18 protein-coding genes and 1 pseudogene are annotated in these 21,441 nt (G+C 67.7%); 13 read left to right on the top strand and 6 right to left on the bottom strand.

Annotated features, from left to right (window positions below; genetic code table 11):
* Nucleotides 1–175 precede the first annotated feature (175 nt).
* Nucleotides 176–1,546 carry an APC family permease gene (locus ABT041_RS15590; RefSeq protein ID WP_351184227.1) on the bottom strand — a complete coding sequence of 457 codons (1,371 nt, stop codon included), beginning with the start codon at nucleotides 1,544–1,546 and terminating at the stop codon, nucleotides 176–178.
* 54 nt (nucleotides 1,547–1,600) lie between these two features.
* Here ABT041_RS15590 and ABT041_RS15585 point away from each other — a divergent pair, with 54 nt between their 5' ends.
* Both ABT041_RS15585 and ppgK read left to right on the top strand, forming a co-directional pair.
* A complete protein-coding gene (locus tag ABT041_RS15585; RefSeq protein WP_351184225.1) occupies nucleotides 1,601–2,608 on the top strand; it encodes a 4-hydroxy-3-methylbut-2-enyl diphosphate reductase in 1,008 nt (335 codons plus the stop codon).
* A 30-nt stretch (nucleotides 2,609–2,638) separates the two neighbouring features.
* Entirely contained in the window at nucleotides 2,639–3,385 is a 747-nt protein-coding gene (ppgK, locus tag ABT041_RS15580) for a polyphosphate--glucose phosphotransferase (RefSeq protein WP_351184223.1), read from the top strand.
* 300 nt (nucleotides 3,386–3,685) lie between these two features.
* On the opposite strand, the gene ABT041_RS15575 is transcribed toward ppgK, so the two are convergent.
* Nucleotides 3,686–4,393, bottom strand: coding sequence for a DUF6542 domain-containing protein (locus ABT041_RS15575; RefSeq protein WP_351184221.1), 708 nt, complete (start codon nucleotides 4,391–4,393; stop codon nucleotides 3,686–3,688).
* Between the two features lie 162 nt (nucleotides 4,394–4,555).
* Here ABT041_RS15575 and ychF point away from each other — a divergent pair, with 162 nt between their 5' ends.
* The 4 genes and pseudogenes from ychF to ABT041_RS15555 form a co-directional block, all read left to right on the top strand.
* On the top strand, nucleotides 4,556–5,644 hold the full coding sequence (ychF, locus tag ABT041_RS15570) for a redox-regulated ATPase YchF (protein ID WP_351184219.1): 1,089 nt from the start codon (nucleotides 4,556–4,558) through the stop codon (nucleotides 5,642–5,644).
* Between the two features lie 306 nt (nucleotides 5,645–5,950).
* Complete coding sequence (locus ABT041_RS15565) at nucleotides 5,951–7,573, top strand: site-specific DNA-methyltransferase (protein ID WP_351184217.1); 1,623 nt, start codon at nucleotides 5,951–5,953, stop codon at nucleotides 7,571–7,573.
* A 50-nt stretch (nucleotides 7,574–7,623) separates the two neighbouring features.
* Complete coding sequence (locus tag ABT041_RS15560) at nucleotides 7,624–10,050, top strand: DEAD/DEAH box helicase family protein (RefSeq protein ID WP_351184215.1); 2,427 nt, start codon at nucleotides 7,624–7,626, stop codon at nucleotides 10,048–10,050.
* Nucleotides 10,051–10,166: 116 nt separating this feature from the next.
* Nucleotides 10,167–11,003 (top strand): annotated as a pseudogene (locus ABT041_RS15555) (hypothetical protein); the annotation flags it as partial.
* A gap of 1 nt (nucleotide 11,004) precedes the next feature.
* On the opposite strand, the gene ABT041_RS15550 reads toward ABT041_RS15555, so the two are convergent.
* From ABT041_RS15550 to ABT041_RS15540, 3 genes are all read right to left on the bottom strand, one after another.
* Nucleotides 11,005–11,232, bottom strand: coding sequence for a hypothetical protein (locus ABT041_RS15550; protein ID WP_351184490.1), 228 nt, complete (start codon nucleotides 11,230–11,232; stop codon nucleotides 11,005–11,007).
* 132 nt (nucleotides 11,233–11,364) lie between these two features.
* A complete protein-coding gene (locus ABT041_RS15545) occupies nucleotides 11,365–12,003 on the bottom strand; it encodes a HEAT repeat domain-containing protein (protein WP_351184213.1) in 639 nt (212 codons plus the stop codon).
* Nucleotides 12,000–12,380, bottom strand: a complete 381-nt coding sequence (locus ABT041_RS15540; RefSeq protein ID WP_351184211.1) for a CPCC family cysteine-rich protein — start codon at nucleotides 12,378–12,380, stop codon at nucleotides 12,000–12,002. Before ABT041_RS15540 ends, ABT041_RS15545 begins: the two co-directional genes overlap by 4 nt.
* Before the next feature lie 222 nt (nucleotides 12,381–12,602).
* Here ABT041_RS15540 and ABT041_RS15535 point away from each other — a divergent pair, with 222 nt between their 5' ends.
* Entirely contained in the window at nucleotides 12,603–13,316 is a 714-nt protein-coding gene (locus ABT041_RS15535; RefSeq protein WP_351184209.1) for a helix-turn-helix transcriptional regulator, read from the top strand.
* 26 nt (nucleotides 13,317–13,342) lie between these two features.
* Here the strand turns inward: ABT041_RS15535 and ABT041_RS15530 are convergent, their stop codons facing one another.
* Entirely contained in the window at nucleotides 13,343–14,284 is a 942-nt protein-coding gene (locus ABT041_RS15530; RefSeq protein WP_351184207.1) for a UbiA prenyltransferase family protein, read from the bottom strand.
* A 361-nt stretch (nucleotides 14,285–14,645) separates the two neighbouring features.
* Here ABT041_RS15530 and ABT041_RS15525 point away from each other — a divergent pair, with 361 nt between their 5' ends.
* The 6 genes from ABT041_RS15525 to ABT041_RS15500 all read left to right on the top strand — a co-directional run bounded on the left by ABT041_RS15525 (nucleotide 14,646) and on the right by ABT041_RS15500 (nucleotide 21,438).
* Nucleotides 14,646–15,467, top strand: coding sequence for a sugar phosphate isomerase/epimerase family protein (locus ABT041_RS15525; RefSeq protein WP_351184205.1), 822 nt, complete (start codon nucleotides 14,646–14,648; stop codon nucleotides 15,465–15,467).
* Nucleotides 15,464–16,132: a cupin domain-containing protein gene (locus ABT041_RS15520; RefSeq protein WP_351184203.1), complete on the top strand. Its 669-nt coding sequence runs from the start codon at nucleotides 15,464–15,466 to the stop codon at nucleotides 16,130–16,132. The genes ABT041_RS15525 and ABT041_RS15520 overlap by 4 nt, the downstream gene beginning before the upstream one ends.
* 4 nt (nucleotides 16,133–16,136) lie before the next feature.
* Complete coding sequence (locus tag ABT041_RS15515) at nucleotides 16,137–17,294, top strand: FAD-dependent monooxygenase (protein WP_351184201.1); 1,158 nt, start codon at nucleotides 16,137–16,139, stop codon at nucleotides 17,292–17,294.
* Nucleotides 17,295–17,341: 47 nt separating this feature from the next.
* Nucleotides 17,342–19,129 carry an FAD-dependent oxidoreductase gene (locus tag ABT041_RS15510; RefSeq protein WP_351184199.1) on the top strand — a complete coding sequence of 596 codons (1,788 nt, stop codon included), beginning with the start codon at nucleotides 17,342–17,344 and terminating at the stop codon, nucleotides 19,127–19,129.
* Nucleotides 19,126–20,193, top strand: coding sequence for a methyltransferase (locus ABT041_RS15505; RefSeq protein WP_351184197.1), 1,068 nt, complete (start codon nucleotides 19,126–19,128; stop codon nucleotides 20,191–20,193). Before ABT041_RS15510 ends, ABT041_RS15505 begins: the two co-directional genes overlap by 4 nt.
* 72 nt (nucleotides 20,194–20,265) lie before the next feature.
* The gene (locus tag ABT041_RS15500; RefSeq protein WP_351184195.1) at nucleotides 20,266–21,438 is read left to right on the top strand and encodes an MFS transporter; all 1,173 of its coding nucleotides are present in this window, start codon (nucleotides 20,266–20,268) and stop codon (nucleotides 21,436–21,438) included.
* Nucleotides 21,439–21,441: the final 3 nt, after the last annotated feature.

Below are 21,441 nucleotides of genomic sequence, written 5' to 3'. Positions count from 1 at the left end.
CCTTCACGCTTCCGCGCCCCACACGCACCCGTGGGCGTCCGGCCCTTCACGCTTCCGCGCCCCACACGCACCCGTGGGCGCCCGGCCCTTCACGCTTCCGCGCCCCACACGCACCCGTGGGCGTCCGGCCCTTCACGCTTCCGCGCCCCACACGCACCCGTGGGCGCCCGGCCCTTCACGCGGCCGGACCCCCTTGCGCGCCCGTGGGCGTTCGCGTCGCGCCCTGGATCGCCAGGACCACCAGGCCCACGCCCAGCCAGACCACACCCACCACCTGCGCGGCCGCCGAGGCCTCGATGATCACCGCGATCAGGATCGCCGCGCCGGTCACCGGCAGGACGACGTGCTTCAGCCAGTGCGGCCTGCCCTCCGCCCGTCGTACGGCGAACCAGCCCACCACGCTCGCGTGCAGCAGGACGAACGCCGTCAGCGCGCCGACGTCGACCACCGAGACCAGGTGGTCGAGGCCGTCGTCGCGCCGCGCCGCCCACAGCGCCGCGATCATCGTCACCGTCGCCGCCACGAGCAGCGCCACCCGCGGGACCCCGCCGTCGGTGCGGGCGAGCAGGTGCGGCAGGCGCCGGTCGCGGCCCATCGCGAACAGCAGCCTGGCGCCCGCCGCCTGCCCCGCCAGCGCGGCGAAGGCCGCACCGATCGCCTTGGACACGGCCACCAGGTCGTGCAGCCAGCCGCCGACCGAGGCGTCCACGGCGTCGTAGAAGGCCGAGCCCTGCTTGGCCGGGTCGGCGGCGAGGTCCGCGGAGGAGACCGGTTCGAGGAGCGCCACCAGCCACGTCTGGGCCACGAACAGGACGCCCGCGAGCGCCAGGCAGAACAGCACCGCCCGCGCCACCTTCGCCGAGCCCCCCGTCACCTCCTCCGCGAACGAGGCGATCGCGTCGAAGCCCAGGTACGACAGGACGGCCACCGACACCGCGCCCACCACCGCAGCGACCGAGAACGAGCCGTCACCGGTGAGCGGCGACCACCAGTCGCGCCGCGCCCCGTCCCGTACGAGCATCACCACCGCCGAGCCGACGAAGACCAGGAGCACCACGATCTCCATCGCGAGCACCGCGAAGCCGACCCGGGCCGCCGCCCGCACGCCCCACAGGTTGAGCAAGGTGGTGACCACCACGGCGATCCCGGTCCACACCCACCGGTCCACCTCCGGGACCAGCGCCTCCATGGCGATGCCCGCGAAGAGGTAGGCGACGGCCGGGATCAGCAGGTAGTCCAGCATCGCCATCCACCCGGCGATGAAACCCGGCCCTTCCCCGAGCCCCTTGCGCGCGTACGTGAAGACGGAACCGGCCTGTGGCGCGACCCGCACCATCTGGGCGTAGCTGAAGGCCGTGAACGCCATGGCGACGGTGGCCACGATGTACACCAGTGCGACGGCCCCGCGCGACTTCGCGTCGAGCGTGCCGAAGACGCCGACCGGTGCCATCGGAGCGATGAACAGCAGTCCGTACACCACAAGGTCGCGGAATCCGAGATTCCGGCGGAGCCTCTCGTGGTCCGCCACCTGCGTCTCCTGTGCCATGGCGCCAGTCTCGGCCAAGGCGCCGCTCCATCGGCTCACCGACGCGGCCTTACGATGGGACGCATGACTGCAACGCCCGCGACGAACCGCCCGAAGCGTGTCCTGCTCGCCGCCCCCCGCGGCTACTGCGCGGGCGTGGACCGTGCCGTGATCGCCGTGGAGAAGGCCCTGGAGCAGTACGGGGCGCCGATCTACGTCCGGCACGAGATCGTCCACAACAAGTACGTCGTCCAGACCCTGGAGCGGAAGGGCGCGATCTTCGTCGACCAGGCGACCGAGGTGCCGCCGGGCAACATCGTGATGTTCTCCGCCCACGGTGTCGCCCCGACCGTCCACGAGGAGGCCCGCGTCGGCCGGCTCGCGACCATCGACGCCACCTGCCCGCTGGTCACCAAGGTCCACAAGGAGGCCGTCCGCTTCGCCAAGGACGACTTCGACATCCTTCTCATCGGCCACGAGGGCCACGAGGAGGTCATCGGCACCTCCGGCGAGGCCCCCGATCACATCCAGCTGGTCGACGGCCCCGAGGACGTCGCCAAGGTCGAGGTCCGCGACCCCTCCCGGGTCGTCTGGCTCTCCCAGACCACGCTCTCGGTCGACGAGACGATGGAGACGGTGGACGCGCTGAAGGAGAAGTTCCCGCAGCTGATCTCCCCGCCGTCCGACGACATCTGCTACGCCACGCAGAACCGCCAGACCGCCATCAAGGAGCTCGCCGGCCAGGCCGAGCTCGTGATCGTCGTCGGCTCCAAGAACTCCTCCAACTCGATCCGCATGGTCGAGGTCGCCAAGCAGGCCGGCGTCCCCGCCGCGTACCTGGTCGACTTCGCCAGCGAGATCGACGAGGCCTGGCTGGAGGGCGTCACCAGCGTCGGCCTCTCCTCCGGCGCCTCCGTCCCGGACGTCCTGGTCCAGGAGGTCCTGGAGTGGCTCGCCGAGCGCGGCTACGCGGACGTGGAGATCGTCAAGACGGCCGACGAGTCCCTGACGTTCTCGCTGCCGAAGGAGCTCCGCAACAAGGACCTGCGGGCCGAGGCGGCGGCCCTGCTCGAAAACGAGTGACGGAGCGCCCCGGCCCGTAACGTTGGGTCCATGAACGTCTTCGGAGTGGACATCGGCGGCTCGGGCATCAAGGGCGCCCCTGTGGACCTGGAGCGCGGCACGCTCGCCGAGGAGCGCCACAAAGTACTGACCCCGCAGCCCGCCACACCCGACGGTGTGGCGGGCTGTGTCATGGAGGTCGTGCAGCACTTCGGCTGGACGGGACCGGTGGGAGTCACCTTCCCGGGCGTCGTGACGGGCTCCACGATCCGTACGGCCGCCAACGTCGACAAGTCCTGGATCGGCGTCGACGCCGGCGCCATGCTGAGCGAGCGGCTCGGAGGGGTCCCGGTGACCGTCCTGAACGACGCGGACGCGGCCGGGATCGCGGAGATGACCTTCGGCGCGGGCCGTGGCCGCAAGGGCACGGTGATCCTGCTGACCCTCGGCACGGGCATCGGCTCCGCCGTCTTCGTCGACGGCCGCCTCGTCCCCAACACCGAACTGGGCCATCTGGAGCTCAAGGGCCACGACGCGGAGACCCGCGCCTCGACGAAGGCCAAGGAGGACGAGGACCTGACCTGGGAACACTGGGCGACCCGCCGGCTGCGCAAGTACCTCGCGCACGTGGAGATGCTCTTCTCGCCGGAACTGTTCATCATCGGCGGCGGCGTGAGCCGCAAGGCGGACAAGTTCCTGCCGCTGATCGACGGCATCCGCGCGAAGATCGTCCCGGCGGAGCTGCAGAACAACGCGGGGATCGTGGGGGCGGGGATGGCGGCGGAGCGGACGGTCTGAGGGGGCTGGGGGCGCGGATCCGGGATCCAATATCCGACATACGAATACCGAATATTGGATCCGAATATTGGATCCGAGCGCCGGGACCTCGGAGCAGGGATCCAGGCTCCGGGCTCCGGGCTCCGGGCTCCGGGCTCCGGGCTCAGGGCTCAGGGCTCAGGGCTCCGGGCTCCGGGCTCCGGGCTCAGGCTCCGAGATCCGGGATCCGGGATCCGGGATCCGGGATCCGGGCTCCTGGCTCCGAGATCCGAGATCCGAGATCGAGATCCGGGATCAGGGCTCCGGGATTCTGGATCCCGCTTACGCGACCGGGCGGCGGCCCGCCGCCGGGGTCCGCCCGCCCGGGCCCTCGCCCGAGGCCGCGCGGGACGCGTTGCGCTGGTGGCGGCGGCCCATGTCGCGGACCTTGCGGACGCTCGCGATGACGCCCGCGACGAGGGTGCCGCCGTAGAGCCAGCCGGCGTGCACGGCGAGGGCGGTGACGACCGCCATGGCCTGGCCGCCGAAGCCGCCCGTGCCGCCCGCGATGGGGACGACGCCGACGGCGAAGGCGATGGGGACGCCGATCGGGGCGGTGACGAGGTCGGCGGTCCGGACCCAGAGCGCCGTCAGGGCGCTGACCGGCAGGAACAGCACGCCGTAGACGACGGGGGAGCCGTCGAAAAGCAGCTGGTCGAGGAGGCCGAGGGCCAGCATGACGGCCGAGGCGAAGAGCCCGGCGCCGAGCCCGGTGAGGCGGGGCGAGGGGAGCCGGCGCAGGGCCAGGACGACGGGCGGCACGGGCCGGCGTCCGGCGGGCCGCCCGGGGGCGCGGCCCACGGGGGCGCCGGGTGCGGCCGCCACCCCGGCCCGCTCCACGCGGGCGCGACCGGGCGCCCGCCCGGCTCTGCCGGTCACGCGGTAGACGGCCGCGCCCTCCACGAGCGCGCCGGGCGGTGCGACCGGCGGCGTGGCGGGGGTCTGCGGCCTTCGGCGGCCTTGCGGCTGACTTGTCCTGTGCTGCTCCACACGACCAACGTAGGTCGGAAGGGGGCGGGAACCGGGTCCGGGACACGCCCTTTGGGTGACCTTGCCCATGAGAACGGCCGAAGGCGGGCGTCACCGGCTGGTTCGGGGCGCCCGTAAACTGGGGGATCGGCCCACCATCCACACCTTCAGGAAGTCGCCACCGTGTCGCTCACGATCGGAATCGTCGGTCTGCCGAATGTCGGCAAGTCGACCCTGTTCAACGCCCTGACCAAGAACGACGTGCTGGCGGCCAACTACCCGTTCGCCACGATCGAGCCCAACGTCGGCGTCGTCGGTGTCCCCGACGAGCGCCTCACCAAGCTCGCGGAGATCTTCGGCTCCCAGCGCATCCTCCCGGCGACGGTCGACTTCGTCGACATCGCGGGCATCGTGCGCGGCGCGAGCGAGGGCGAGGGCCTGGGCAACAAGTTCCTCGCGAACATCCGCGAGTCGGACGCGATCTGCCAGGTCATCCGCGCCTTCAAGGACGAGAACGTCGTCCACGTCGACGGCAAGGTCTCGCCGAAGGACGACATCGAGACGATCAACACGGAGCTGATCCTCGCGGACCTCCAGACGATCGAGAAGGTGCTGCCGCGCCTCCAGAAGGAGATGCGGATCAAGAAGGACACGGCGCCCAAGGTCGCCGCCGTCGAGGCCGCCCAGGCGATCCTGGAGAAGGGCGACACCCTCTTCTCGCAGGGCATCGTCCAGGGCTCGGAGAAGGCGGAGCTCCTGCATGACCTCCACCTCCTCACGACGAAGCCGTTCCTGTACGTCTTCAACGTGGACGAGGACGAGCTGACGGACGAGGCCTTCAAGGCCGAGCAGAGCGCCCTGGTCGCCCCGGCCGAGGCGATCTTCCTCAACGCCAAGCTGGAGGCGGACCTCGCCGAGCTCGACGAGGAGGACGCCATGGAGCTCCTCCAGTCCGTCGGCGCCGAGGAGCCCGGCCTGGCCACCCTCGCCCGCGTCGGCTTCGCCACCCTCGGCCTGCAGACCTACCTGACGGCCGGCCCGAAGGAATCCCGCGCCTGGACGATCAAGCAGGGCGCGACGGCCCCCGAGGCGGCCGGTGTCATCCACACCGACTTCCAGAAGGGCTTCATCAAGGCCGAGGTCATCTCCTTCGCCGACCTCGTCGCGACGGGCTCGGTCGCCGACGCCCGCGCGGCCGGCAAGGCCCGTATGGAGGGCAAGGAGTACGTCATGCAGGACGGCGACGTCGTGGAGTTCCGCTTCAACGTGTAGCGGGTCGCATAGCGTGACGTGAATGATCTGGCAAATATGCAGGTCAGGGGGTCTGGCTCGTCGGAGACAGGCCCCCTTTTTCGCGCCCGTGCTGACTTGGTGCTGACCTGAAGGCACCGCTCATCACCCCTCTCCATCCCTCCCCTGCTGGCTTGGTGCTGACTGTTGGGGTGCTGAGGCGGCATGGCATCTGCGGTGGACGTGTGGCAACGATGTGGCCGGTGAAGCTGGCTGTGCGGCGAGTGGCCCCCGTTGTCAGTCCCCGCCGGTACGCTTCCCAATGTCACGACAGTTGGAGGAAAAGACATGGGCACCTCGGGGCGTCTCAGCCTGTCTTGGATCAATAAGGACAGGTCGCTCATCAGTACCCAGGACGGCGGCTACGAGTGGGTCGACCGGGACGACTTCCGCGTGACCGAGACGCGCCTCCTCCGTGATGTCGGGACTGTGGGAGAGGTGCACGACGACCTCAAGCGCGCCGAGGACAACCTGCTGATCACGGGCGACGGCGGAGATGTGCTTAGGTCGCTCACGCGACTCCCTGAGTTCGCAGAAAAGTACCGCGGCAAGGTGAAGCTCGTATACATCGATCCGCCGTTTAACACTGGCCAGGCTTTCGAGCACTACGATGACGGAGTGGAGCACTCTGTCTGGCTCACAATGATGCGTGAGCGGCTGCTTCTAATTCGGGATCTCCTGGCGGAAGACGGAAGTCTATGGGTGCATCTCGACGACTCGGAGATGGCGTACTGCAAGGTGCTGCTTGATGAGATCTTCGGGCGTTCAAATTTCGCTGCAACGGTTGTGTGGGAGACCGACGCGGGTAGGCGAAATGACACTGCCATCAGTACGGTTCAGGACTACATTCTGGTATTCGCCAAGAATTGGAACGCGTGGCGTCCGACCAGGAACCTTCTTCCGCGTACAGCCGACCAGGAAAAGCGGTACAAGAATCCAGATGGCGACCCCCGGGGGGCGTGGCTTCAGGGAGCGGATAGTACGGCGAAGTCCGGCTCGGAGGCCATGCGCTATCCGGTCACACTCCCGTCGGGTCGCGTCGTTACCCCTCCGAGTGGTGTTTACTGGCGTTTCTCCAAGGAGAACTTTGAGCGTGCGCTTGAAGAGGGGCGTGTTTATTTCGGCAAAGACGGTGACAGGATGCCTATCGTCAAGAGGTACCTGTCGGAAGTCCAGTCGGGCGTAGTTCCTCGGACTTGGTGGCCGGCCTCGGAGGTTGGTAGCAACATGAGTGCCAAACGTGACCATTTCCGAAAGATGTTTCCCGATGTCCCGGCATTCGCAACACCGAAGCCCGAAGGCCTCATGGAGCGTGTAATTGCTATCGCATCCAATCCTGGCGACATCGTTCTTGACTGCTTTGGTGGATCGGGTACCACGGCTGCGGTTGCCCATAAAATGTGTAGGCGCTGGGTCACTGCCGAGCGAGAGCCCGCGACCGTTGCAACATTCTTGCGACCTCGTCTTGAAATGGTCGTTAATGGCGAAGAGCCCGGTGGAGTAACTGCTTCCGTTGGATGGGAAAAGGGCGGGGGGTTCCGTCACTTGGAGGTCGCGCCGTCGATGTACGAGTGCATGGGCAACCGGGTGCTCCTTGCTCCGTGGGTGGTGGGAGATGCCTTCGCTGAAGCCGCCTGTGCGCAGACTCCCGGCTTCGCTCTGGAGCGGGAAGCAGAGCCGCCGTTCGTCGGACGCAAGGGGCGGCAGCGTCTGGCGGTTATCGATGGGCTCGTATCCGAGAGCACGGTCCATTCAGTCGTTGAGGCCCTGAGCGAGAACGAGAGAGTTCTGATCGTGGCCAAGAGTTACCTGCGCGAGGCGGCAAGCCTTCTGGAGAGGCTCAGCCCCGGCTCGCGTATCAAGAAGGCTCCCCAGGACCTGTTGGACATGAAGGGACGTGTGCTGCGTTGAGCTGGACACTCACATACGACCAAGCGGCGATCGAGGACCTGGCTACCCGCATGGAACTGCGGGACCCTAATCGTCGCGCCGTGGCCAAGGTCGTCGAGGAGATCCAGTCGGGGGACGGGCGGGAAGTCGTCTGCGACCTGGCAACCGGCGTGGGCAAGACGTACATCTGCCGGGCCCTGATCGACTACCTTGCCGATCAGGGTGTTCGCAACATCCTGATCGTCACTCCTGGCAAGACCATTCAGAGGAAAACAGTCTCCAACTTCAGCCCCGGTCATCCGAAGTTCGTGTCCGGCGCCAACTATGAGCCCACCGTCATCACCCCAGAAAACTACGCAGGCGGTCGTGTAGGGGATGCGCTGCATGATTCGGACGCGCTGAAGGTTTTCATCTTCAACGTTCAGCTGCTGACGAAGCCGACCGTGAAGACCTCGCGCAGCACGTACGTCACTGATGAGTTCATCGGTACCGCCTTGTACGACCACTTGCGTGCGGTCGATGACTTGGTCGTCATCGCCGATGAGCATCACGTCTACCGGAGTGACGCGAAAAAGTTCCACGAGGCGGTCCGGGATCTCCAGCCCCGTGCGCTCGTGGGCCTGACGGCGACCCCTGACGAGGCTGACCGCAAGGTGCCCGACAGGATCGTCTTCCAGTACTCCCTTGCCGAGGCCATTGCTGACGAACTCGTCAAGATTCCCGTCATCGTCTACCGCGAAGACGGGCACACCGACGTTCGCACGCAACTGGCCGACGCCTGCCACCTGCGCAAGGTGAAGGAAGAGACCACCCGAGAGTGGGCTGAGAGGAACGGGCGGCCCATGGTCAACCCTGTCCTCTTCGTGGTCTGCCAGAGTATCGAGGAAGCCACCGAGACCGCCGAGATCCTGGCCGGCCCGGGATTCATCGACGAGCCAGGTGCGGTGTTGCAGATCACCTCTGGCAGCAAGGACGACGCGCTCGAGGCGCTCGCCGGCATCGAGGAGCCGGATTCTCCGGTGCGGGCCGTAGTCTCCGTCGACATGTTGAAGGAGGGGTGGGATGTCAAGAACATCAGCGTCATCGTCGCGCGACGCACCCTCGCCTCTCAGACCCTTACGGAGCAGATCCTCGGCCGAGGTCTTCGGCTTCCCTACGGTGAGCGAGTCGGATTCTCGATGGTCGACTGCGTCGACATCATTGCTCACGAGTCGTACCGGAAGCTTCTGGACTCGAAGGAAGCGCTTCTCGAACACACCCTTCCGCAGCGGTCGGAGCACGGCGGTACATCAGGGGCTGGTGCGAGCACCGCAACTAAGTCCGGAGGCGCAAGCCCTCTGCCCGCTTATCACGAATGCCAGACGCAAGGGATGTTGACGTTCACCGCCGAGGCACCTGTCAGGGACGGCGGGTTCGGTACTGAGACGTCCGAGGCGGTCTACCTCGGTATGGCCGACATGGACCACCGACTCGCCGAAGCGGGGGTGGAGAAGAAGGAGATCCAGCAGGTTATGAAGCCTGCCGAGGGGGCGCCGGTCATCAAGTTCCCAAGCAAGCGCCTGTTGGAGAAGCCGGACACCTACAGCCTGTCCTTCGTCAGCTCCGATGCCGTTGCGGAGAAGGGGAAGCAGTTCAAGCACGAAATAGAGGTTGAGTTGAAGCGCAAGGCGCTGAACGCCTCGCGCGGGCTGGACGGCACCGTGACTGTACAGACGGAGGATCAGAAGTCCGCTGTCGCGACTCAGCGCAGCTGGCCGATCTCGAAGGTTAGGGAAGACCTCGAAGAGAAGATCCTCAATCTGCCGCAGCTGAAGCTCACGGCTGACGAGGTGGAGGCCGCACAGAAGATCGTGCACACGTTCCTCGGGGCGGCGATCGAGATTGACGCAGAGGACAGCACGCCCTGGGAGGAAGCTCGGGCGGAGCTTGCGTTGACCCAGCTGGAGAGGCTTGTGGTCTCCAGTTTCAAGCAGAAGCTTGCGGAGGTCGAACATGAGATCGTCAAGGTGACAGTCCCGCCGCCTGTCCAGCCGTGGCCCGGCCGGACGATGCCTCAGATGCAGATGACCGACAAGGTGATCCGGGGCACGGGGTATACGGGATGGGGCAGCTCGATTCTTCCAGTCGTTCGATTCGACGCACTGTCCACCGAAGTCAAGCTGGCGAGGCTGATGGATGTCAGCCCCAAAGTTGACTGGTGGCTCCGGCTTGAGTCGCAGAGCGGAACGTACATCCAACTCGACAACGGGTCCCGGTACTTCCCGGACTTCATCGCCATAGACAAAGACGGCGTGCGGTGGCTCGTTGAAGGCAAGTCCAACGCGGAGGCGTCCAGCGAGACGGTCCTGGCCAAGAAGGCTGCCGCTGAGGCTTGGGTCAAGGAGGTGACCGATCGTGGAGACTTCGGCGCGTGGAAGTATCTATTCGCCACTGAGGATCACTTGAGTCAGGCGAACAGTTGGGACACCCTACTGACGATCACGGGCGCCCGCGGATAGCAGGTCGGATCACTACGGAGGACTCCAGTTCGGCGACTGGAGTCCTCCGAACGAGGCGTATCCCTTCTTGGCCGAGATGAGCCCGGGCGTGTCGGCCCGCTGCTACGGTCGCCCGTATGACGCTCTCGGTACCTTCGGCTCGTGCTGTCGATCTGGGGGTTGAATCGGTTGATGAGGTTCTCGATTGTGTGGAGCGGTCGCTTCAGACACGGCTGAATCGGGACACCGTCATACGCAAGCGCCGCTCGATTGGCCTTCGGACGGACCGCGATACGTGGGTGCGTATCGAGCGGCGCGGGCTCGGCCGGATCGGGGTCCAGGGCGGGACGGCACCGCGTCCGGGGAAGCCCTGCGCGTAATCGCGAAGCCGGCTTGGCTCGCTGGCGTTGCGTGGCCGGATGAGACGGAGCCCGTGATGTAGCGGGTGGACGAGACGGAGTTGCGGCCCGGGGCCCTGGTGGGCAGCGCCGTCGTGGCGGAGGGGCCGCGGCTGTCCGAGCAGTGTTGGGCCGCGCTGAACACCTCTCTGGACGCCCGCGCAGCACACCAACCGGATCGCGACGCCGGATATCGAGACACCCACGCAGGAGTTGGTCACCAGAACGATTCACGGGGTCTTCCCCGGCGTCGATACGGCAGTGGCCGAATGGCGTCCGGCCCACGCGGATCTCAACTGGGCGAACATGACGACGTCGGCGTTCTGCGTGTTCCACTGGGAGGACTGGGGCATGGCCCCGCGCGGCCTGGGCGCTGCGAATCTGTGGGGCGCCTTCCTCGCCGTGCCCGCCCTGGCCGACCGCGTCCGCGGCGAGCGGCGTGACGATCTGGAGAGCTGGGACGGAAAGCCGATGACGCTGTTTGTCGCCGCGAAGATCCTCGGCCCCTACGCCGACCCGGACGACCCCCGGCTGGGGGCCGCCCGGGAGACGGCGGAGCGAGTGTTGAAGGATCTTCTCAGGCGGGCTGACGGCGAGCATGGAGGAGCCGCCCGTACTCCCGGATCACCTGGGCGTCGACCTCGTACGCCAGGGCGCCAGTCAGCTCCCGCAGGTGGTCGACGTCGTCTGTACCGACCGCGACCGCGTCGACCCGGGGCAGGCCGAAGGCCGAACGGAACGCCGCCTGGACCCTCGTGGCTGGCGGGGAGTCCCGTAGGAAGATCCGCGGGTCGACTTCCCCCACACCGCCTCGGTCGTACTCCCGCCGAAGGGGCTCATGCACCATCCCCGCGACGGCCGCCACCGTGTCACCAGGGCCTCGGCCGCTTCGAAGACGTCGACACTCACCAGCAACCCTGACCGGACCATGAGGACGTCAGGGCGGGGCGCGTCCAGTTCCACGAGCGGGCGCGGGTTCCAGCTCGACACCCCCCACACACACAGCCCCCCGCCCTCGCGGCGTCGGCCAAGACCGCACACGCGCGCGCAGGCGTCTCGGCGTCGGGGTGGGAGTGCTCGGGGTTGTGGAGGAGTACCGTGTCCGGCTCCCGTCCCAGATCCTGCGCGGCCCGCTCGACTCCGGCGCGCAGCCGGGCGGCGGCGAGGGAGTGTTCCCCAGGGAGTACCCGACCTTGGCGGAGACCGAGAACTTCGGCAGGAGATCGCCGCTCCAGTCCGGTGGCGTCGCCCGTTCCAGGCAGGCGCGATACGCGCCGCGCACGGGCTCGACGGCGCCGTCGATCTTCAGCCTCGCCAGGGCCATCGCCGACCATTCCCGGACGGTGGAGTCGTCGCTGCTCAGAAGGGTGATCAGAGCGGGGCCGCAGCGTGGGTCCGCCACCTCTTCGAAGACCTCGATGGCGGTCAGCTGCCCGAAGTCGCCCAGGGAGGGCGGTCCGTCGATGACGGCGGGGATGGCGTCGGAGCCGATACGGATCAGTTCCGCGCGGGCGTCGTACGACGGGCCGGTCGAGTCGTCGAGCTGCTTGACGAGTCCCTCGATGGGCGTGGTCATGGGTGATCGCGACGCCAGAAAGCGGGAAGCCACCAGCAGAGCACCGAGTGGTCGTTGGGCCACGGGGCGCGGTCCTCGGCCGCCCAGTCCTCGAAGGAGTCCCGTGTCAGATCGACGGGGCGCCAGGCGGGGGCGAGCTGCTCGTCCTCGGCCGGCGGGCGGACGTGCCGCAGGCCGCGCCGGTCGCAGGTGATGAATTCCTGGTAGTTCCGCCGGGCCTCGATCACGGAGACCTTGTTCGCGCCGCCGGCCATGGTCGGCCAGTGGAACTGGACCCCGTCGTCCTCCCAGTGGCAGACGGGGCAGATCTCGTACGAGTCGGGCATCGCGCCCAAGACGCGGTGCCCGCAGCACGGGCAGGGGGAGGAGTCGCTCACCTGCGCAGTGTCGTTGCAGGTTCCGCCTGTGTGCCAGGAATTTCTCTGCCTCGGCACCCCCGGCCCGGGTCAAGGAGGGCCCCCGTCCGGGACGGCCAGGGTGCCGGGGCTGTGCACAGGGATGTTCGGTATTGTGTTCGGATCGAACATCGTCACACTGCGCTACGGCCTCGTCTTACCGTGTATCCGGGTCGTTCGAGAGGGCTGTGGCAGGGAGGGCCTTTGCGTTACCCAGCCGCGGCGCAGTTCCTGCGTAACGCGATACCCGACGTCATCCATGCCTATCAGATGGCGTTGAGGACGGTCCGCAGTCCCCTGGTCATGCGCAAGGAGGCGTGGCCGAAGTGCCGCGACCAGGCGCAGGCGATCGTGGAGGACTGCGTCGCGCGACTGACCGGGGACGGCCCGCTCGAGTCGGCCGAAGCCTGGCGGTACTCGCATCTCGTGGGCACCGACCGTGCCCACCAGGGAATCGCGGTCGCCGAGTCGGTGCGTGCGGTGGAGATCCTGTGGAACGCCATGCAGCCGACCATCAACTCCGCCGTGCAGCACGAGGCGCCCGCGCGGCGGGCCCCCGCGCTGTTGCTGATCAGCAACGCGTTCCGCTCCAGCGCCGGAAGCCGGCTCTACGCGGGCGCCGTCGGCTACGGCGGGGCCACCGCCCGGCCCTCCGACGCCCTGCCGGACGATGACGACGCCGCGGCCGCGGCGGGCGCCTCCGATGCGGCGCCGATGCACGCCGGGGTGGGCGTGGCGTTGTCCCGGCGTGAGAAGGAGGTGCTCGACGGGGTGGCGAAGGCGATGACGAACAGCCAGATAGCCCGCCAGCTCGGCATCACCACGGCGACCGTGAAACGGCATCTCAACAACATCTACGGCAAGTTGGGCGCCGTCTCCCGCATCGACGCCGTCAACAAGGCCTTCGGCCGCTACTGACACGCGGACGGCGGCACGGGCGGCGGTCACGCCGGTCCGTGCAGCAGGAGCACGAGCAGCATGGCGACGTTCGCCGCGAACTGGGTGCGCATGAACACGCGGTACGCACTGCGGCGGGTCTTCCTGTCCCTGTCGGCGGCCCGGGCCGTACGGACGATCTGCACCACCATGCAGACGGCTCCGATCGCCAGGGGGACCGCCCCGGCCAGCGTCAGCGGAGCCCAGACCAGCGCCGCCGCCACCCCGCCCGCTCCGACGAGGAGAGCACCCGCCACCGCGACCGCGCGGGCGCGGGCGGCACCGTGGCGCACGGCCACGGTCCGGCGCCCGCCGACGGCGTCTCCCTCGACGTCACCGAGGTCCTTGACGACCGCTCCCACCAGGGCCATCCAGGCGCTCATCACCGTGGCGAAGACCAGCCCGGAAAGGCCCGGTTCGCCTTCCACGGCAACGGCACCCGACGCGAACGAGGTCCAGCCGAGTCCGAACACCACCACCGCGCAGGTGCTGCTCCAGCGCTTCGCGGGAAACGGCGGCGCCGAGTAGAGCCAGCCCAGCAGCAGGAACACCGCCACCCACAGGGTGAGCCCGGGGACCCACAGCGACAGCAGAAGGGAACCCGCGGCCGCGACCACGGTGAGCATCGCGGCCGTCCGCTCCGGCAGATCACCCCGGGCGATCGGACGCACGGACCCGTTGGCGCGGTCCTCCTTGACGTCCAGCACACCGTTCACGAGGTACGCGGCCACCACGGCCAGCCACCAGACGAGGACCCCGGCGACGAGACGCGGTGCGTCCGCCAGATCCCCGGAGGAGAAGGCGGCGCCCACCGTGAACCGCAGGAGGAACACGATCTGAACGACCGGCCGTGCCTCGACCAGGCTCAGCCGCGCGCAGCGGAGGCCACGGAGAAGCGAAACACGAGGCTGCGACTCGGGGTTGAGGACTCTGCCGGAGGTCAATGTCACGGCGTTCAGCCTACGAGGATCGTGTCGTCCCGGGCCGTGAGTACACCCAAGGGTGTAGGCGGGCCCTCGCGCCGGCCGCTGCCGGCCGACGGGCCCGGTGCATCCTTGGGTGTAGTTCCGCCTGCCCGCCGCTCCCGGTTGACATCGTATGGACCCACCGAGGAAGCCAGAGGGAGTCGGAGGCGGCAGGCATCAAAAATGCCCGGCCCGTGACCTCCCATCTGCGGAAGACCGCCTGAACCGATCGCCGGAACACCGCCGGTTCAGGCCGGCTTGCACTGCTCGATTCAGGCAGCGGGAATACGTTCACTTCTGTGACGTGCCGTTCCGCTTTCGGGAGGTAAGCGAAGTGGATTACCACATGGGTACGGTCACCTTGGGTGGCGCACTGCCGGAGAAACTGGAAGCGATCGCTGCGGCCGGATTTTCCGGCATCGAATTGATGGAATGGGACCTGCAGAGTTCCTCGGCGTCCTTCGCCCGGTCCGTGGCGGACGGCCTCGGCCTGGACATCGTCAATTACCAGCCGCTCAGGGACTTCGAAGGCGGTCCCAGGGACCAGCTGGTGGCCAGGCTGGACCGGGCCGAGCGAGTCTTCGACCGCATGGAGCAGCTGGGGACGAGCACGCTGATCCTGTGCAGCAACGTCACCGACGTTTCCGAGCTCGACGACGACGCGGTCGCCGACGACCTGGCGCGGCTGGGCGAACGGGCCGCGGCCCGAGGGTTCTCCATCGGTTACGAAGCGCTGTCCTGGGGCCTGCGGGTCCGTACGTTCCGTCAGGCGTGGAGCGTGATCGAGCGTTCCGGTGCCGGAAACATAGGTCTGGTGCTGGACAGTTTTCACACGCTCGCGCTGAACGACCCTTTCGGAGATCTGGCCGACGTCCCCGTGGAACGCATCGCGCTGGTACAGGTGTCGGACGCCCCCCGGATGGATCTCGACGTGAAGTCCTGGAGCCGGCACCACCGCTGTCTGCCGGGCGAGGGGGATTTCGATGTGGCCGCATTCCTGGCGCCCGTACTGGCCAACGGCTACGACGGCCCGATCTCGCTCGAGATATTCAATGATCACTACAAGGAGCAGCCCCCTGCACCCCTGGCGCGAAAGGGCATGACCGCTTTGCGCGAGGTCGCATCGGCGGCGATGGATCCGGCAGTCGGAAGGAAGGCACTGCGATGAGCACGGAATACGAGATGTTCGACTTCCCGGAGGTCGAACCCGGTCCGGAGAAGCCGTTGGTGCTCGGCCCGGCGGGCGAGGTCTTCAACTTCGTGCAGACCGGTGAGAGCAACGGCGGCAAGTTCCTGTTCTCCAAGCTGACCGTGCCGCCGCACGTCGGCCCGCCGCCGCACATACATCACCGTACCGACGAGTGGTTCTACGCGCCGAACGGCGGGTTCAGCATCTTCATGGGGCCGACCGAGTTCCCCGACCTGGACATCACGCCGGGCAACGGTGCCGAGAAGGAGACCGTTGTCATGCTGCCGATGCGCCCGAAGGAACTGCTCTACGTTCCCCACAACTACACGCACGGTTTCGTCAACACGACGAACGTCAACCAGGAGATGTGGCTGGTCTGGTCGCCCGATACGCCGGAGAGCTCGATCCTCCCGTACTTCATGAACGCAGGAAAGGTCGTGACCAGCAAGCACGACATCACGGAACCGGATTTCCTGTCCCGTATCCGCCTCGTCTCCAAGGCCCGCGACTACGGCATCAATCAGAGCGCGGACTTCTGGGACTTCGTCAAGGACGTCGTGGAGGACAGGCCGGACTGGCTGCCGAGCGACAACCGCAAGACGCTGCTGAATCTCATCCATGACGAGATCGAGGAGCAGGCGTAGCTCCATGGCCATCGACAAGGAGAATTCCATCGCCGTCGTCGGCGGCGGACTGGGCGGAGCCGCGACGGCCGCGCTGCTCCAGCAGGCCGGCTACTCCGTCGCGGTTTTCGAACAGGCGGGCACGTTCGAGCCGGCCGGCGCCGGGATCCATCTGACGCCCAATGTGATGCGCGTCCTGGGCCACGCGGGGATCGACGACGCACTCGTCCGGTCCGGATACGTCCCCGAATCGTTCACCAGCCGGAACCTGGTGTCGAACTCCGTCAGGTGCGCACTGCCGCTGGGTGACCATGCGAAGGAGAGGTACGGAGCCCCCTATCTCACCGTCGGCCGCAGCGTCCTCCACCGGGAACTCGTCAACGCCCTGCGGCCGGACACCGTGCGGTACGGCAAGCGGCTGGTGGGGGTCGACGATCACGGCAAGGGGGTGCGCATGCACTTCGCCGACGGCACCACCGCCGAAGCCTCCTGCGTCATCGGTGCCGACGGCCTGGGATCCCAGGTCCGTGAGGTGATGCACGGCGCCGAACGCCCCGGTTTCTCCGGCCAGATCGCGTACCGGGCGACCGTGCCCGCGGACACCCGGATCCCCGTCGACAGGCGGTGCATCACCAAGTGGTGGGCCGACGAGAGCTTCGTCATCGGCTACCCGATCGATTCCCGCAGCGGTGACTACTACTTCGTCGCCGGCACGGCGGCCGAGGCGTGGACGCATCCACAGTCCTGGGTCGACGGCGACAAGGACGAGATGCTGGATGCCTTCGCCGGCTCCTGCGACGAAGTCCTCAGCCTGCTCCGTGCGGCTCGGTCCCTGAGCAAGTGGCCGCTCTTCGAGCGCCCGCCGCTCCAGCAGTGGGGCCGAGGGCGCATCGCGCTCCTCGGCGACGCCTGCCACCCCATGCGGCCGCACATGGCCCAGGGAGCGGCCATGGCCATCGAGGACGGCGTGCTGCTGCTGCGCTGCCTGGAAGCCGAGGAGGAGACCGAGGCGGCGTTCTGGCGCTACGCCGAGAGCCGCAGGGAACGCACCGGCCGGGTCCAGGCCGTGTCCGCCGAGAACTCGTGGCTCAGGGATCCCGAAGACCCGGCCTGGGTCTTCGGCTATGACGCGATGACCGTCGATCTGCACCCACCCGCACTGATCCGCAATGACTCGCACTGATCCACATTGATCTGCGTTGATCTGCATTGACTCAGGAGACATTCCACGTGTACGACACTGACGTCCTGATCGTCGGGAGCGGTCCCGCGGGGGCATCCGCAGGATTGATGCTGAGCACGTACGGCATCGACAACCTCGTGATCACGAAGCACCGCTGGCTCGCCGACACTCCGCGCGCGCACTACAAGAACCAGCGCACCATGGAGGTCTTCCGGGACCTGGACGTGGCGGACGAGATCCTTGCCAAGGCCTCGCCCAAAGAGGTCATGGGCAACGTCGTCTTCTGCACCAGTCTGGTGGGTGAGGAACTGGGCCGGCTGCCCTACGGCGCCAACAGGGCCCGACGGCAGAGCGACTACGCGCTGGCCAGCCCCGCCGAACACTGCGACCTGCCGCAGACCCTGCTCGAACCCATCCTGTTGTCCAACGCCGCGGCGCGCGGCAGTCACGTGCGCTTCGACACGCAGTTTCTGCGGCTCGACCAGGACAAGCACGGTGTCACCGCGCACGTCCTGGACAGGCTGAAGCGCGAGCGTTACGAGATCCGGGCCAAGTACCTGATCGGTGCGGACGGCGGCAACAGTCTCGTGGCCGAACAGATCGGCCTGCCCATGGAAGGGCACATGGGGCTCGCCGGCAGCATCAGCATCATCCTGCACGCGGACCTCTCCCACCTGGTGGCCCACCGCCCCGGCTATCTGTGGTGGATCATGCAGCCGGGTGCCGATGTCGGAGGCATCGGCATGGGCCTCCTGCGCATGGTCAGGCCGTGGAACGAGTGGCAGATCGTCTGGGGCTACGACATGAGCGCGGGCGAGCCCGACGTCTCGGAGATCGACGCGGTCGGCATCGCCCGTCAGCTGATCGGCGACGACTCGGTGGACATCACCATCCGCTCGGTCTCGACGTGGACGGTCAACCAGAAGTACGCCACCCGGTACTCCCAGGGGCGGGTGTTCTGCATGGGCGATGCGGTGCACCGTCATCCGCCGTCGAACGGTCTGGGCTCGAACACGTCGATCCAGGACGCCTACAACCTGGCGTGGAAGATGGCGATGGTCCTGAAGGGGCAGGCCTCGGACCGGCTGCTGCGTACGTACGACCAGGAACGCGCGCCGATAGGCAAGCAGATCGTCGAACGCGCGAACAAGAGCATCGAGCAGTTCGGCAGCATCTTCTCCGCCCTCGGACTGGACGCGAACCTGGACGCGGAGCAGATGCGCGTCAACATGCACGGGCTGAAGGACGCCACCCCGGCGGGCGCCGAGAAGCGGAAGATGCTGCGCGAGGCCATCGAGCTCAAGTCCTACGAGTTCGCCACGCAGGGCGTCGAACTCAACCAGCGATACGCATCGGACGCGGTCTGCCCGGACGACACCGCGGAGCCCGCGTGGCAGCGCGATCCCGAGCTGTACTACCAGGCGTCCAGCCGGCCCGGCGCCCGCTTGCCGCATGCGTGGCTCGACCGGCGGGGCACGCAGGTGTCGAGCCTGGACCTCGTCGGCAAGGGCAGGTTCACCCTGCTGACGGGGCTGAGCGGACGCAGGTGGCTCCAGGCCGTCGAGCTTCTCTCGGAGGAGCTGGACATCGAGATCGCCGCGCACGTCATAGGCCCCGGCCACGACGTGCAGGATCTCTACGGTGACTGGGCGGACGTCTCGGAGATACCGGAGGACGGCTGTCTGCTGGTGCGGCCGGATGCGTTCATCGCCTGGCGCAAGGCGGATTCCTCCGCGGCCGTGGACTCGCTGCGCGCAGCCCTGCGCGGGATTCTCGGCGATGCGGCAGCGGCTCGTCCGGACGTGGTGATGAACAAGGAGAAGAAGGCCGCATGACCATCCAGACGTCTTCGAAGGCGGAGTCCGCCGAGCGCGACGGCTCCGGGACGGGGGCCGCTGCCGCCGGCGACATCCGCAGGATGCAGGAACTGATCCGCGGCATGGCGGTCACCCAGATGATCGCTGCGGCCTGCGAGGTCGGACTGCCCGACGCGCTGGACGAGGACGGATCGTCGCTCACGTCCCTGTCCGGTCACCTGAAGGTGCACGCGGGCGTGCTGAACCGGCTCGCACGAGCGCTGTCGTCCCACGGCATATTCGAGGTCGACGCGGACGGCGGAATCCGCCACAACGAAGCCTCGCGCCTCCTGAGGACCACCACGACCGGCCCCTCGCTCCACTGGGCCGCACGGTTCTGGGCGATGCCGGGCATCTGGCGGTCCTGGGGCGCGCTGAGCCGCTCCGTCGGTACGGGCGGGGAAGCGTTCGCGCCGGTCAACGGCCAGGACTTCTTCTCGTACATGAACGGAAGTCCCGAGGAGGAAGCGCTCTATCAGCGCTACATGGCCAGCGGCTACCCGGGGCGCTACGCGGCGATCGCCGACGTGCTCACGGTGGCCCCGGGTGAACGAGTGATCGACGTCGGCGGAGGAACCGGCAGCCTGGCGCGGACGATTCTCGAACGGAACCCGGGCGCGCAGGCCGTGGTGTACGACCAGGCCAGCGTGATCTCGGCCTGGCCGGTGGCGCCGGGGGACGAGCGGCTGAGTACGCGAGCGGGGAGCTTCTTCGACGCGGTGCCCGCGGGCGGAGACGTCTACGTCCTGTCGTGGATCCTTCACGACTGGCCGGACGAGAAGGCGGAGTCCATCCTGCGCAACTGCCGCAGGGCGATGGAGGCCGGGGCACGCATCGTCGTCGTGGACCGCGTACTGAAGGAATCACCGCAGGAGTGCGACCCGCTCGATCTGGTGCTGGATCTGCAGATGCTGGTCCTGCACGGAGGGCGTGAGCGCACACTGGACGATTTCCGGCGGCTTCTGCAAGCGGCGGGCTTCTCCGCCCCCCAGGTGCTGTCCGCGCGTCCGGAGTTCTCCGTCGTCCAAGCACGTGCCGTGTAGACGTCGATTCCCTATTCTGTCGAGAGAGCAATGACCACTGAGAGTGCAACAAGTCGGACGGCGCAGCTTCGCATGTCGCGCGGACTGACCTTCCTGATGGCTCTGGCCTGCGGCGCGGTCGCGGCCAACATCTATTACGCGCAGCCACTGGTGGCTTTGATCGGGCCCGATGTGGGCCTGACGGAGAAGGCCGCGAGTCTCGTGGTGACCCTGACCCAGATCGGCTACGGAATCGGCCTCGTCGTACTGGTTCCGTTGGGTGACCTCTTCGAGAACCGCCGTCTGATCGTGGTCACACTGACGGCGTGCACCGCGGCGCTGCTGAGTGCTTCCGTCGCATCGAACGCCGGTTTCTTTCTGGCCACTTCGCTGGTCATCGGGCTGAGTTCGGTCGTGGTGCAGATGCTGGTTCCCTTCGCGGCTCACCTCGCCCCGGAGGAAAGCCGCGGTCGGATCGTCGGCAACGTCATGAGCGGCCTGCTGATGGGCATCCTGCTCGCGCGGCCCGTGGCCGGCCTGACGACGGATCTGCTCGGCTGGCGAGCGATATTCGCCATCTCCGCCGGTCTGATGCTGGTGCTTGCCGTGACCTTGCGCGCGGTCCTCCCGGAAAGGAAGCCGGGCACCTCCGTCCCCTACCTGGCGTTGCTGGGGTCGATGGGGCAACTCCTGGTCCGCACACCGATCCTGCGGCGTCGGGCGTTCTACCACGCCATGCTGTTCGGGGCGTTCAGTCTGTTCTGGACCGCGGTGCCGCTGATCCTGGCGAGCCCGGCGTGCGGTCTGAGCCAGGGCGGGATCGCCCTGTTCTCCCTGGCGGCGGTGCTGGGAGCGTTCGTGGCACCGGTCGCGGGCCGCATCGCCGACCGCGGTCTGACGAAACCCGCGACGGCCTTCGCGATCCTGGCTGTCGTGGCCTGTTTTCTCCTGGTGCTGGCCAGTGGCGGACATGCTGTCGCGGCCCTGTTCGTCGCGGCGCTCCTGCTCGACGTCGGGATCTCGTGCAACCTGGTCCTGGGGCAGCGAGCGATCTTCTCCCTGGGGGCGGAGATCCGCAGTCGGCTCAACGGCCTCTACATGGCGATCTTCTTCATCGGAGGCGCCGTCGGGTCCGCCGTGGCCAGTTCGGTGTACGCGACGTACGGGTGGTCGGGCATCGCATGGTGCGGTATCGCCTTCCCGTTGGTGGCCGGCCTCTACTATCTGACGGAGCTGGTGCCCGGACGTCCCGCGCCGGCCGAATGATCC

The sequence above is a fragment of the Streptomyces sp. NPDC002825 genome (assembly GCF_040295385.1).
GTDB lineage: Bacteria > Actinomycetota > Actinomycetes > Streptomycetales > Streptomycetaceae > Streptomyces.
Note: the sequence above shows the minus strand (reverse complement) of the source record. Positions and strands in the feature narration are given on the sequence as shown.

Bases quoted from the DNA above. Each gene is read 5' to 3' on its own strand.
- ABT041_RS15585 (WP_351184225.1), top strand. From the start codon at position 1,601: ATGGGACGCATGACTGCAACGCCCGCGACGAACCGCCCGAAGCGTGTC.
- ABT041_RS15525 (WP_351184205.1), top strand. From the start codon at position 14,646: ATGGGTACGGTCACCTTGGGTGGCGCACTGCCGGAGAAACTGGAAGCG.
- ppgK (WP_351184223.1), top strand. From the start codon at position 2,639: ATGAACGTCTTCGGAGTGGACATCGGCGGCTCGGGCATCAAGGGCGCC.
- ABT041_RS15515 (WP_351184201.1), top strand. From the start codon at position 16,137: ATGGCCATCGACAAGGAGAATTCCATCGCCGTCGTCGGCGGCGGACTG.
- ABT041_RS15560 (WP_351184215.1), top strand. From the start codon at position 7,624: ATGGAACTGCGGGACCCTAATCGTCGCGCCGTGGCCAAGGTCGTCGAG.
- ABT041_RS15545 (WP_351184213.1), bottom strand. From the start codon at position 12,003: ATGACCACGCCCATCGAGGGACTCGTCAAGCAGCTCGACGACTCGACC.
- ABT041_RS15590 (WP_351184227.1), bottom strand. From the start codon at position 1,546: ATGGCACAGGAGACGCAGGTGGCGGACCACGAGAGGCTCCGCCGGAAT.
- ABT041_RS15520 (WP_351184203.1), top strand. From the start codon at position 15,464: ATGAGCACGGAATACGAGATGTTCGACTTCCCGGAGGTCGAACCCGGT.
- ABT041_RS15500 (WP_351184195.1), top strand. From the start codon at position 20,266: ATGTCGCGCGGACTGACCTTCCTGATGGCTCTGGCCTGCGGCGCGGTC.
- ABT041_RS15565 (WP_351184217.1), top strand. From the start codon at position 5,951: ATGGGCACCTCGGGGCGTCTCAGCCTGTCTTGGATCAATAAGGACAGG.
- ABT041_RS15505 (WP_351184197.1), top strand. From the start codon at position 19,126: ATGACCATCCAGACGTCTTCGAAGGCGGAGTCCGCCGAGCGCGACGGC.